General features: G+C 49.4%; 10 protein-coding genes. All 10 read left to right on the forward strand.

Annotation, left to right across the window (positions count from 1 at the left end; all coding sequences use genetic code 11):
- Positions 1-79 precede the first annotated feature (79 nt).
- The 10 genes from R9X49_RS05965 to kdgR all read left to right on the forward strand — a co-directional run bounded on the left by R9X49_RS05965 (position 80) and on the right by kdgR (position 12,987).
- Positions 80-337 (forward strand): hypothetical protein, encoded by a 258-nt coding sequence (locus tag R9X49_RS05965; RefSeq protein ID WP_225087947.1) that lies wholly within the window; start codon positions 80-82, stop codon positions 335-337.
- Positions 338-733: 396 nt separating this feature from the next.
- Positions 734-2,902, forward strand: a complete 2,169-nt coding sequence (locus tag R9X49_RS05970; RefSeq protein WP_319847573.1) for an EAL domain-containing protein — start codon at positions 734-736, stop codon at positions 2,900-2,902.
- Between the two features lie 167 nt (positions 2,903-3,069).
- Entirely contained in the window at positions 3,070-4,815 is a 1,746-nt protein-coding gene (locus R9X49_RS05975; RefSeq protein WP_319847574.1) for a sensor histidine kinase, read from the forward strand.
- A complete protein-coding gene (locus tag R9X49_RS05980) occupies positions 4,812-5,561 on the forward strand; it encodes a LytTR family DNA-binding domain-containing protein (protein ID WP_319847575.1) in 750 nt (249 codons plus the stop codon). The genes R9X49_RS05975 and R9X49_RS05980 overlap by 4 nt, the downstream gene beginning before the upstream one ends.
- Positions 5,562-5,745: 184 nt before the next feature.
- Positions 5,746-6,969 (forward strand): OFA family MFS transporter, encoded by a 1,224-nt coding sequence (locus R9X49_RS05985; RefSeq protein ID WP_319847576.1) that lies wholly within the window; start codon positions 5,746-5,748, stop codon positions 6,967-6,969.
- A gap of 241 nt (positions 6,970-7,210) precedes the next feature.
- Positions 7,211-8,548 carry a sn-glycerol-3-phosphate ABC transporter substrate-binding protein UgpB gene (ugpB, locus tag R9X49_RS05990; RefSeq protein ID WP_319847577.1) on the forward strand — a complete coding sequence of 446 codons (1,338 nt, stop codon included), beginning with the start codon at positions 7,211-7,213 and terminating at the stop codon, positions 8,546-8,548.
- Between the two features lie 30 nt (positions 8,549-8,578).
- Positions 8,579-9,427 (forward strand): glycerophosphodiester phosphodiesterase family protein, encoded by an 849-nt coding sequence (locus tag R9X49_RS05995; RefSeq protein ID WP_319847578.1) that lies wholly within the window; start codon positions 8,579-8,581, stop codon positions 9,425-9,427.
- Positions 9,428-9,591: 164 nt separating this feature from the next.
- Complete coding sequence (htpX, locus tag R9X49_RS06000) at positions 9,592-10,473, forward strand: protease HtpX (protein ID WP_015840126.1); 882 nt, start codon at positions 9,592-9,594, stop codon at positions 10,471-10,473.
- Positions 10,474-10,814: 341 nt separating this feature from the next.
- On the forward strand, positions 10,815-11,981 hold the full coding sequence (ogl, locus tag R9X49_RS06005) for an oligogalacturonate lyase (RefSeq protein WP_225087956.1): 1,167 nt from the start codon (positions 10,815-10,817) through the stop codon (positions 11,979-11,981).
- Between the two features lie 214 nt (positions 11,982-12,195).
- Positions 12,196-12,987, forward strand: a complete 792-nt coding sequence (gene kdgR / locus R9X49_RS06010) for a DNA-binding transcriptional regulator KdgR (RefSeq protein WP_319847579.1) — start codon at positions 12,196-12,198, stop codon at positions 12,985-12,987.
- Positions 12,988-13,129: the final 142 nt, after the last annotated feature.

Here is a 13,129-nt window from a genome sequence, read left to right on the forward strand (position 1 = left end):
TGGAAATCCCGCTGTGGGAAATATAACCAATAAATTCGTTTCATTAAGCATGCGCATGACTGCGTGTCGCGGAGGATGTATGTCTGTAATTCGCACGTGTTTAAGTCTGTTTGGTGGTGATACGGTAATAGTTCGGTGTGCAAATACATTTGAAGTGCAAATGAGCAATGGTGAACAGGAAGCATTGGCTGAAGAGAATAGTGCTACGCAGGATTCTATTTGCCGTCATGCGGAAGGCGAAGTGTATTTAACGGTGCCTTATACCGGGATTTGGGATGTCGTGATCCGGGCAAAAAACGACACACCTGAGCATTCAATAACCTATTTTCCTGCCTGATGATTCCCCGGTTGGTTATATTCTGTTAATAACTTGATAATATGTTGTCGTTATCAATCGTGAAGATTTGAATATACCAACCATCCCCCCTTTCTTTTTTGCTTCCATCGTCCAACGTTGTGAGTGCGTCGGTATCTTTCTATTTCGCTTTTCATCTATCATCTTAATTGATACTTCCACTTGTTATTATTAATGATTCGAAGGGATGATAGAGTCTGGATCTTTTGCCATACTCAACACTCAGCCGCTACGCGTCGTGATTCTAGGCAAGAGAAGGGGCTTTGGTTTGATAACACTGGCCCGCTGTTCTTATCGTGCTCATTGCTGCAACATTTTGGATTTATAGCTAAATTTTTGTCTAATCTGAACATTAAATACGATGGGAGGGGGGAACCCATGAGCCGTGCCCCAATAAGCAAAGATGAAGACAAACGTCTTGCTGCTCTTCGTGAGTATGGAATTAAGAACGTATTATTTGACCCGAGTTTGAGTAACCTGATTAGTCTGGCCGCTAACATCTTTAGCGTGCCTATCGTTTTGGTGTCGTTGGTGGAGGCTGAACGCCAACTGTTTGCCGCCAGCGTGGGGGTTCCTTTTTGTGAAACGCCTCGCGATATCTCTTTTTGCGCGCATACGATCCTAAAGAAAAAGATCATGGTGGTGCCCGATGCACTCAAGGATGCGCGCTTTAAAAGTAACCCGCTGGTTGTGGGCGTTCCCTACATTCGTTTTTATGCCGGCATTCCCTTAATTACGCCGTCCGGGCATGCCATTGGCACCTTGTGCATTATCGATTTAAAACCCAGAGCGGCATTCACCAAACGTGATGAGCATAATTTGCAGGATCTGGCTTCATTAGTGATGGACAAGCTGGAAATGCGGCGTCTGGAGCTGGCGCGTAAAGCCAGTCAGGTCCGCTTTGAAAATATTGCCAATACCTCGCCTGATACCATTTTGTGCGTTAATGAGAAGGGGATGATCACCTTCTGGAATACCGCCGCGGAACATATGCTGGAATATACCGACGAGGAAATTATTGGTCGCAGTATTAATACCATCGTGCCCGATGCCTTTGTCGTACAGCTTAATCATCTGGTTGCCGACCGTGATTCGCTGATGAAAGGCGTGACGCTGGAACTGAACGTACAAGCCAAAAGCGGTAGCCTGGTTCCGGTTGAATTGTCGGTTTCAATGTGGGAAGACAACGACAATATTAGCTATGGCGCAATATTGCGCGACATCACAGAGCGGCGACGCAATGAGGAACGCCTGTTTTTGCTGGCGCATCTGGATCCGTTAACCGGGTTGGCAAACCGTACGCTGCTGACATCCAATCTGGAAACCGTGCTAAAGAATGAACCCGCAGTCTGCATCATGATGGTCGATCTGGACGGATTTAAAGATGTGAATGACAGCCTGGGGCATTCCAGCGGCGATAATATTCTGGTGCACGTCGCCAAAAAAATAAAAGCCACGGTTCGCTCCGGTGATGTTGTGGCGCGAATGGGTGGAGATGAGTTTGCGCTGTTGTTTCCCGGCCTGAATGATAAAAAAGTCGCGGGGAAAATTGCTGAGCAAATTATTCATGAAATTTCACAGGCGATGATTATTGACGATCATCAAATCAATATTAGCGCCAGCATTGGTGCCGTGCTGTACCCAGAATATGGGCTGACCGTGCAGGATCTTTTGACCAGCGCCGATTTAGCACTGTATCAGGCGAAATCCGAAGGCCGAAACTGTTATCGCTTTTTTACGCGCGAGCTGCTCGAAGTCTTTCAGGCCAAGCATGCCTTCCAGCTCGAGTTTGTGCGGGCTTACGAGCAGAATGAATTTGAGATGTTCTACCAGCCACAGGTAAAACTGGCGACAAATGAGATTGTTGGCGCAGAGGCGTTGCTGCGCTGGCGTCACCCGGAAAGAGGATTACTTGGCCCTGCCGCCTTTCTTACTGCGCTGGAAAATGGCCCGTGGGCGGAGCGAGTCGGTGATTGGATCGTCGAAACGGCATGCCGGCAGGCGGCGGAATGGTGTCGGGAGAGCGACAGCTATTTTCGCATCAGCATTAATCTTTTCAGCGCACAGTTTCGTACCGGCATGTTGGCGCAAAAGATTATGGATATTCTTGCGCGTACCGGATTGCAGCCAAGCTCGCTGGAGCTGGAAATTACGGAAAATATCATCCTGCGTTACGATGAAAGCATGCTGCAGCCGTTAAAAGCGCTGCGTGAAGCGGGAATCGGTATTGCCTTTGATGACTATGGGACAGGCTATGCGTCGCTCAGTATGCTTAAAAACTACCCGGTTACTCGATTGAAGATCGATCAGACTTTTGTCAGAACCATGTGTGAATCTCCGCCAGACGCGGCGATTGTCCGGGCGATCCTGTATCTCGGGAAAAGTTTTGGTCTGGGTGTGATTGCAGAGGGGGTAGAAACATTAGAACAGAGCGAACGACTGCGGGGCAAAGGGTGTGAGGAAGCACAGGGATACCTGTTTGGGCATCCGATGCCTGCGGAGGAATTTACTCAGCTACTGAAATTGAATAAGCCCATAGACGTTTAAGTGAGTAAATAGACGGATAATGGTTGTGCGATACCCCTCCTTTCCAAAAGCCAGCGTCTGCTGGCTTTCATCCTTTTGCACGGCACACGCGGCTAATAGACTAAAAAGTGGAATCCGGATCACATTTTTTCTATAGTGCAGGCTTGTAAACCTGTACCGGATGTCCCGTGCACGAAATATTTGAGATGCTCCTTGCGGTTTTTGACCGCGCCGCGCTGATGCTGATTTGCCTGTTTTTCCTGACCAGAACACGTCAGTTCCGGCAATTACTGCAAAAAGAGCAACACTCGCCGGGAGAGCGCGCGACGGTGACAGCCATCTTTTCACTGTTTGCGCTGTTCGGCACCTATTCCGGTATTAATGTTGAAGGGTCGCTCGTCAACGTGCGCGTCATTGCCGTGATGTCTGGCGGTATTCTTTTCGGCCCCTGGGTGGGAATTGCGACCGGTATCATTGCGGGAGTGCACCGTTATCTCATTGATATCGATGGCATCACTTCCGTACCTTGCCTGATTACCAGCATCATCGCCGGTATCACTTCCGGCTACATCAATAAGAAAGTCAAAAAAGAGCAGCAGTGGAGCATCGGGATTCTGGGCGGCATGCTGTGCGAATCGTTAACGATGCTGCTGGTTGTGGCATGGGCGACGCCGATCGAGTTAGGGCTGGATATTGTTTCAAAAATTGCGGTGCCGATGATTCTCGGCTCTGTCTGTATTGGCCTGATTGTGTTGCTGGTACAGAGTGTGGCGAATGAAAAAGAGGTGATTGCCGCCAGACAGGCCAAGCTAGCGCTAGATATCGCACATAAAACACTGCCGTATTTCCGCAATATCAACAGTGATTCGCTGACGGCTATCTGTCGCATTATTCGTACTGAGATTAATGCGGACGCGGTAGCGATAACGAATACGCAGCATATTCAGGCTTATGTGGGGATTGGGGAGGAAAAATATAATATCGGCCACGACATTATCAGCCCAATGACGCAACAGGCGATTCATGACGGTAAAATCATCATTAAAAATAATGATGAACAGCACCTGACGCCAGAAATCCATTCGATGATTGTCATTCCGCTGTGGGAACACGGGCAGGTGACCGGTACGCTGAAAATCTATTATCGCCATGCCCACAAAATTACCTATTCATTACGCGTGATGGCTGTCGGTTTATCACAAATCATGTCAACGCAAATTGAGGTATCCCGTACCGAGCAGTTGCGTGATATGGCAAATAAGGCGGAACTGAGAGCGCTGCAAAGTAAAATCAACCCGCACTTTCTCTTTAATGCGCTGAATGCGATTTCCTCATCTATTCGTATTAATCCCGATACCGCACGCCAACTGGTGATCAATCTGTCGCGCTATTTGCGCTATAACCTCGAGCTTAACGATGATGCGCTGATCGATATAAAAAAAGAGCTGTACCAGATACAGGATTATATCGCGATTGAGCAGGCACGGTTTGGCGCCAAGCTGACGGTGATTTACGACATCGATGACGATCTGGCGTATAAGATCCCCAGCTTATTAATTCAGCCGCTGGTGGAAAACGCGATTGTGCATGGCATTCAGCCTTGCAGAGGAAAAGGCACGGTGGTGCTGTCCGTGAAAGAGCAGGGCGATAGGCTGCTTGTGGCGGTAAAAGACACGGGACACGGTATTAGTCAGGAAACCATGGATCGCGTGGCACGCAATGAACTACCGGGGAATAGAATCGGCCTGCTGAATGTCCATCACCGGGTTCGCCTGCTCTATGGCGATGGTCTGCATATTCGCCGTCTGGAACCTGGAACCGAGATTTATTTCTACATCCCACGGGAAGATAAAATACCGTCGGCCTTGCCGGATACCGTTCAGGTACCGCAGCCGGGATATTCTGCTGCTGAACAAACAGGAGGCAACCCATGAAAGCCATTATTGTTGAAGATGAGTTCCTCGCGCAGCAAGAGCTGAGTTACCTCATCAAACAGCACAGTGATATTACGATTGAAGCGACATTTGATGACGGGTTGGATGTACTGAAGTATCTGCAACATAACGAGGTCGATGCGATCTTTCTGGATATCAATATTCCCTCGTTGGACGGCGTCTGGCTGGCGCAAAATATCAGCAAATTCGCGCATAAGCCCTACATCATTTTTATTACGGCGTACAAAGAACATGCGGTGGAGGCCTTTGAGGTCGAAGCCTTTGATTACATTCTTAAGCCGTATCATGAATCACGCATCGTCACGATGCTGCGTAAGCTGGAAGCGACCTGGCAACAGCGGCAAACAGCTCCCGCTGTCGACTCGGGGGCGTCTTCTGGTGCGCCGAGAAGTGCGCAGCACACCATTAACCTGATGAAAGACGAACGAATTATCGTTACGGATATCAACAATATCTATTATGCCGCGGCGCAGGAAAAGGTCACGCTGGTTTATACCCGACGTGAGGAATTCATCATGCCGATGAATATTACGGAGTTCTGTAGCCGTTTGCCGGAAGAGTACTTTTTCCGCTGCCACCGTTCTTACTGCGTCAACCTGACAAAAATCCGTGAAATTGTGCCGTGGTTTAACAACACCTATATCCTGCGATTGAACGATCTGGACTTTGAAGTGCCGGTAAGCCGGAGCAAGATAAAGGCGTTCAGGTCATTGATGCGCCTTTAAAGGCATTTCATTCCGCGTTTCAGGCATCTCATTCCCTATTCGATCAACCACTGTCAGCCCGCTTGTATACTGGCTTCAGCCCATAAGCTGACAGTGTTTTGATGGATTTTCTCTTCTCCACATCAGCTTATATTTTTTAGCGTACCGAGTGAATCGGACCAATTTTTGATGTAGGGGAAAACCCATGAATACCAAACCTGTTAATCGGGGATTCATTGTCCTCGGTACCATTATCACCCAAATGGGACTCGGCACGATTTACACCTGGAGTTTGTTCAATCAGCCGCTGGTGGACAAATTTGGCTGGACGCTGAGTTCAGTGGCGACGACGTTTTCTATCACCAGTTTCTGTCTGGCCTTTGCCACGCTGTTTGCCGGTAAATTTCAGGAGCGCATTGGCCTGCGTCGCCTGACCATGATTGCCGGGATCGCGCTGGGCGCGGGGCTGATGGCGAGTGCAGTAAGCCCGTCGCTGACGCTGATTTATTTGCTGATGGGAGTGGTTGTCGGTTTTGCTGACGGTACGGCTTATATCACGACGCTGTCCAACCTGATCAAATGGTTCCCGAATCGCAAAGGGTTAATCGCGGGCATTTCTGTTGGCGCATTTGGTACCGGAAGCCTGTTGTTCAAATATGTAAACAGCTTTTTGATTGCGGAAGTCGGTGTGTCAGAAGCCTTTTTCTACTGGGGGATTATCGTCATGGCGATGATTCTGGTCGGTAGTTCACTGCTGAAAGAACCCGCTGCGGTGCCAGTTCAACAGGCTGCGGTTCAGGGGCAGACGCGTGATTTCTCGCTGGCTGAAATGTTGGCAACGAAAGAGTCGTATTTGCTGTTTATTATCTTCTTCACCGCGTGCATGAGTGGGCTGTATTTGATCGGTATTGTGAAAGATATCGGCGTACAAATGGCTGGAATGGATATGGCTATGGCGGCCAATGCCGTGTCGGCGATTGCGATTTTTAATACTGTGGGACGCATTGTACTTGGCGCGCTTTCTGACAGTGTTGGGCGTATGCGGGTCATCAGCTTTACGCTGTTCATGACGATTCTTGCGGTATCCGTGATGACGTTCCTGCCGCTCAATCCGGTTCTGTTCTTTATCTGTGTCAGCGCGATTGCTTTCTGCTTTGGTGGCAATATCACGGTGTTCCCTGCGATTGTTGGCGATTTCTTCGGCCTGAAAAATCACAGCAAAAACTACGGCGTGATTTATCAGGGATTCGGCATTGGTGCGCTGTCTGGCTCATTTATCGCCGCTCAGCTCGGAGGCTTCCAGGCCACATTTATGGCAATCATCATTATGTCTGTCGTTTCGCTGCTGATCACCCTGTGGGTGAAACCACCTAAACATCAACCGGTTAGCGCTTCAATGCGTGCAGATATGGCTCACGCTCAAAGCTAATGAATACCGTGGCGGGCAGCCGGCGTTCTGCTCGCCACAAGATTGTCCGGTTATAAAGTCCGCCTCGACCTCCTGCTGAAATATCGCGATACAGTTCATCACTTCCCCAGTCATCTACGTGTCACAGGCGAACCCTAGCGTCGTTACCTGTACAGCGTTTTCCTAAAACACATTTCCCAAACGACACGTTCCTAAAAGCAGCGCAGTTTTCCTAAAAGCAAAGAGTACCGGAGAAAACATCATGATGATTCGGTTTAGGCTCACGTCTGTTTTTCTGATGCTGTTAAGTATGATTTTGCTCGTCTCGCAGTCTGCCAGGGCGGCCGTTGAACTGACGTTTTGGCATGGCATGGACAGCAACCTGAATACGGAATTGATACGGTTGGTCAACCGGTTTAACGAATCCCAGACGGCGTACCATGTTGAACCCATCTATAAGGGCAGCTATGAACAGACGCTGGCCGCGGGTATTGCCGCGTATCGCACCGGTAACGCACCGGATATTTTGCAGGTTTATGATGTCGGTACGCCGAATATGATACACAGCGGGGCGATTATCCCGGTGTTCGACCTGTTCAAGCAGGTTGGTATCGATAACGACGAAAAAGCCTTTCTGTCCGCGGTGGCGCTGTTTTACAGCGACAGCCAAACCGGGCATCTGATTTCTCAACCGTTTAACAGCTCAACCCCCGTTCTCTATTACAACAAAGATGCGTTTATTAAGGCGGGGCTCGATCCTGATAAGCCGCCACGGACCTGGAATGAACTGGCGTACGATGCGGCGCGGCTGCGTCAGAGTGGGATGACGTGCGGCTATACGAACGCAGGACAGCAGGGTTGGATATTACTGGAGGCGTTTAGCGTGTGGAACGGGCTGCCGATCGCAACGAAAAACAATGGCTTCGACGGTATTGATGCGCATCTGTTGGTGAACGGTCCGTTGCAGGTCGCACACATCACCCAGCTTGCGGAGATGATGAAAAAGAACGAATTCAGCTATTTTGGCCGCAATGATGAAGGCACCGCCCGCTTTTATAACGGCGACTGCGGCATATTAACTACCTCATCAGGCGGGCTACGCAAGATCCAGAACTATGCCAAATTTCACTACGGTGTCGGCATGCTGCCTTACAGCGAAGATGTTAAAGGTGCGCCGCAGAATACGTTTATCGGCGGGGCAAGCCTCTGGGTCATGAAAGGGAAAGCGGCATCGCATTATCAAGGCATTGCTGAATTCCTGCATTTCCTGACGCTGCCGGAGAATGCCGCTGAATGGCATCAGATGACGGGCTATCTGCCGGTGACGCAACCCGCTTACGAACTCACGCGCGAGCAGGGGTTTTATGCCAGATATCCCGGCAGCGATGTTGCTATGAAACAGCTCACCAATAAACCGCCGCTGCCTTATACGCGCGGGTTCCGCTTGGGTAATATGCCGCAAATTCGCACCATCATGGATGAAGAACTGGAGAAGGTCTGGGCAGAGCAGGAAACGCCACAGCAGGCGCTGGACAATGTGGTTTCGCGGGGCGATCTCCTATTGCAGCATTTCGCGCAGTCGGTTTCCCGTCATTCGTGATATTCCCCGTTTATTTGGAGTTTTTGACTGATGACAAAGCAAAATAAAGGTATGACTCAAGACGTGATCGCAGCGCAAAACGCGACGGTTTTAGCAGTGGCACATCGCGGTGTTTGGGCATCGGCACCGGAAAATTCGCTGGCGGCGCTGCGCGAGGCGATTCGTCTGGGCATCGATATCGTGGAGATTGATGCGCAATTGACAGCAGATAGTCACGTTGTCGTGATTCATGATGATACGCTCGATCGCACGAGCGATATGCGCGGTCGCGTTAGCCAGATGACGCTGGCGGACGTTCGCCAGGCACGTTTGCGTGGGAGTGACGGCGGTTCTGCATGGCCATTGAGTGACGAAAAGGTGCCGCTGCTGTATGAAATCCTCGAAGAGGCGCGAGGGCGGGTTGTCATCAATGTGGATGTTAAGCATGAGCACGAATTTGGTGTGATCGCCCGCGATATTCGCGATAAAGGCCTGAGTGCGGGCGTGATCATGAAAAGCCCGGTTGATCTTGCTTCTGCCCATTTTCCTATGGCATCGCCGTCGCAGGATACTCAGATACCCTATATGCCGATGATCCACCTCAAGCGGGGAGAAACTGCCGATATTTTGCGGCAGGTTGATGATATTGGCGTCGCTATTGTGGAAGCCAACTTTGATCATATTGAGGCGGTGACCGAAGCGTATGCCGAGTTTCAACGGCTTGGGGTACGGATTTGGGTGAACACGCTGGATTGCTCGCATTCTCTCGACTATAGCGACACCCGCGCCTTAGCGGACCCTGACGCCGTATGGGGAGCATTAATTCGCGCTGGGGTGGGGGCGATACAGGTCGATCGCGCCGACGCGTTTATCGATTTTCGGTCAACGCTGTCACGCTGATACATCAGGATTAGCATCAGGCAGGACGCCGCTTTCCTTTTGAAAAGTGTAAAGTTATGTGGATTTAGTAACTGAAAAGTTAAGAATGCTTGAAAATGCCACGGCAACCCATACGATGTAGGTGTTGCAAACTTTATCTTTCTGCGAGAGGAAATCAGACCTTTATGATGCGTATTGCGCTTTTCCTGATCACCAACCTGGCGGTGATGTTGGTTTTCGGGCTGGTACTCAGCCTGACGGGAATTCAGTCCAGCAGTGTCCAGGGCTTAATGATTATGGCTGGGCTGTTTGGCTTTGGCGGTGCGTTTGTTTCACTGCTGATGTCTAAATGGATGGCGTTACGGTCCGTTGGCGGTGAAGTCATTGAACAACCACGTAACGAAACTGAACGCTGGCTGGTGGAAACCGTTCGTACACAGTCACAGCAGGCTGGGATCGCGATGCCGCAGGTGGCAATCTACCATGCTCCGGACATCAATGCGTTTGCGACGGGAGCCCGTCGTGATGCATCGCTGGTAGCGGTCAGTACCGGTTTGTTGCAAAACATGAGTCGTGACGAAGCAGAAGCCGTTATCGCGCATGAAATCAGCCACATCGCGAATGGCGACATGGTGACCATGACGTTGGTTCAGGGGATAGTGAATACTTTCGTTATCTTCGTTTCCCGTCTGATTGCTCAGGTCGTTTCCGGTTTCCTGTCCGGCAACCGTGATGAAGGGGAAAGCAGTAACGGTAACCCGCTGGTTTATTTTGCTGTCGCGACCGTGCTGGAACTGGTGTTTGGTATTCTTGCCAGCATTATCACCATGTGGTTCTCACGCTACCGTGAATTCCATGCGGATGCGGGTTCAGCCAAGCTGGTGGGGCGTGAGAAAATGATCGCTGCACTACAACGCCTGAAGACCAGCTATGAACCGCAGGAAGAGAGCAGCATGATGGCTTTCTGCATTAACGGAAAATCGAAATCCTTCAGCGAACTGTTTATGTCTCACCCGCCGCTGGATAAGCGTATTGAAGCGCTGCGCTCTGGCGATTACCTGAAGTAATTCACGATATTTTCTTCCCAAAGGCCCGTTCGGGCCTTTGTTATTTCTGCATTTATTGATCCAGCAAACCTGCGTCTTCTCCGTTCGTGTGTTTTCATTAGATCTGAAACAGGTGGTGAAAACATGAAGAATGTTTTATAAAATAAAACCACGATCACGGAAAAATGAAACATTGTTTCTATAATGCCGATATAACAGGCGTCTCGCGTGAGATTGGTGGCCTGATTTTTGAACAACCGGTGTCGGGGTAACTCGTTTGCTGGGCGATCGGAATGTCAGGTTATCGAAGAGTATGCGCGTGTGGCGTCAGATTCTTCATGATAAGTTCTAAGGATTTACGGATGGCCAAAGGTAACAAGATCCCCCTAACGTTCCATACCTACCAGGATTCAGCAACCGGCACCGAAGTTGTGCGTTTAACCCCGCCCGATGTTATCTGCCATCGCAACTATTTCTACCAGAAGTGTTTCTTCAATGACGGCAGTAAGCTGCTGTTTGGCGCTGCGTTTGATGGCCCGTGGAACTACTATCTGCTGGATTTAAAAGAGCAGAGCGCCACACAGTTGACGGAAGGCAAAGGCGACAACACCTTCGGCGGCTTCCTGTCCCCGAATGACGATGCGCTGTATTACGTTAAAAATACCCGTAATCTGATGCGTGTCGATCTGGAGACACTGGAAGAGAAAACGATTTATCAGGTGCCTGACGACTGGGTCGGCTACGGTACCTGGGTCGCCAACTCCGATTGCACCAAAATGGTCGGTATTGAGATCAAAAAAGAAGACTGGAAACCACTGACCGATTGGAAAAAATTCCAGGAATTCTACTTCACTAATCCTTGCTGCCGCCTGATTCGTGTCGATTTGGTCACGGGCGAAGCGCAGACTATCCTTCAGGAAAACCAGTGGCTGGGTCACCCAATTTATCGTCCGGGTGATGACAACACGGTAGCTTTCTGCCACGAAGGTCCGCATGACCTGGTTGATGCCCGTATGTGGTTCATCAACGAAGATGGGACCAACATGCGTAAAGTGAAAGAGCATGCTGAAGGCGAAAGCTGCACCCACGAATTCTGGGTACCAGATGGTTCAGCGATGATTTACGTCTCTTACCTTAAAGACGATAGCAATCGTTATATCCGCAGCATCGATCCGGTTACGCTGGAAGATCGTCAACTGCGCGTAATGCCACCGTGTTCTCACCTGATGAGTAACTATGATGGCACGCTGTTGGTCGGTGATGGTTCCGATGCACCGGTCGACGTGCAGGACGATGGTGGCTATAAAATCGAGAACGATCCGTTCTTGTATGTTTTCAACCTGAAAACAGGCAAAGAACATCGTATTGCACAGCACAATACATCCTGGGAAGTGTTGGAAGGGGACCGTCAGGTGACTCACCCGCATCCTTCTTTCACGCCGGATAATAAACAAGTCCTGTTTACTTCTGACGTAGATGGCAAACCTGCGCTGTATCTGGCGAAGGTTCCTGATTCAGTCTGGAACTAATAATACTAATAAATCCGCGTCACATTTTATGGCGCGGATTATTTTAAAATATTTACTTACATATTATTTTATTAAGTCTCTGACGCGGTTATTTCTCAAACTTAACTTGATTATCGTTGTTGCTCCATTGCCATAATCAAAGCGTTCCCTTTATACTAAAACCATTGTTCTATTTTTTTTAAAACAAAAAAACCTGAGTAGGGTAACCACAAAAATGGCTATTGCAGATTTAGATAAACAACCCGATTCCGTGTCGTCCGTTTTAAAGGTTTTTGGTATTTTGCAGGCATTAGGTGAAGAGAGAGAAATTGGTATTACCGAGCTTTCTCAGCGAGTCATGATGTCCAAGAGTACCGTTTACCGCTTCTTGCAGACGATGAAATCCCTGGGCTATGTCGCGCAGGAAGGTGAATCAGAGAAATATTCGCTAACGCTCAAGTTGTTTGAACTTGGGGCAAAAGCATTGCAGAACGTCGATTTAATCCGCAGTGCGGATATACAGATGCGAGAGTTGTCTGCTCTAACGCGGGAAACGATCCACCTTGGCGCGTTGGATGAAGACGGCATCGTTTATATCCACAAGATTGATTCGATGTATAACCTGCGTATGTATTCGCGCATTGGTCGCCGTAATCCGCTGCACAGTACCGCAATCGGTAAAGTGTTGTTGGCGTGGCGCGATCGTGGCGAAGTGGAAGAAATTCTGTCGACTGTTGAATTCACCCGCAGTACGCCACACACGCTATGTACTGCTGAAGATCTTCTCAACCAATTAGACGTTGTCCGCGAACAAGGCTACGGAGAAGATAACGAAGAACAGGAAGAAGGGCTGCGTTGTATCGCTGTGCCAGTATTCGATCGCTTTGGCGTGGTGATTGCTGGCCTCAGTATTTCTTTCCCGACGATTCGTTTTTCAGAAGAAAACAAACACGAATATGTGGCTACGCTGCATACTGCCGCCAGAAATATCTCTGAGCAAATGGGCTACCACGATTACCCGTTCTGATATTCTCTATCGATACCTGAGCCTGTCCTTACCGACAGGCTTTTTTTATGGTGTGCCATTTCTGGTCGTCGCAAGCGACGTTGAAAAACGTTCCCCGCGTTTTTTATTTTTGCACCGCTACGATAGCGCTGCGTATCGATAT

The sequence above is a fragment of the Pectobacterium carotovorum genome (assembly GCF_033898505.1).
Lineage (GTDB): Bacteria > Pseudomonadota > Gammaproteobacteria > Enterobacterales > Enterobacteriaceae > Pectobacterium > Pectobacterium carotovorum_J.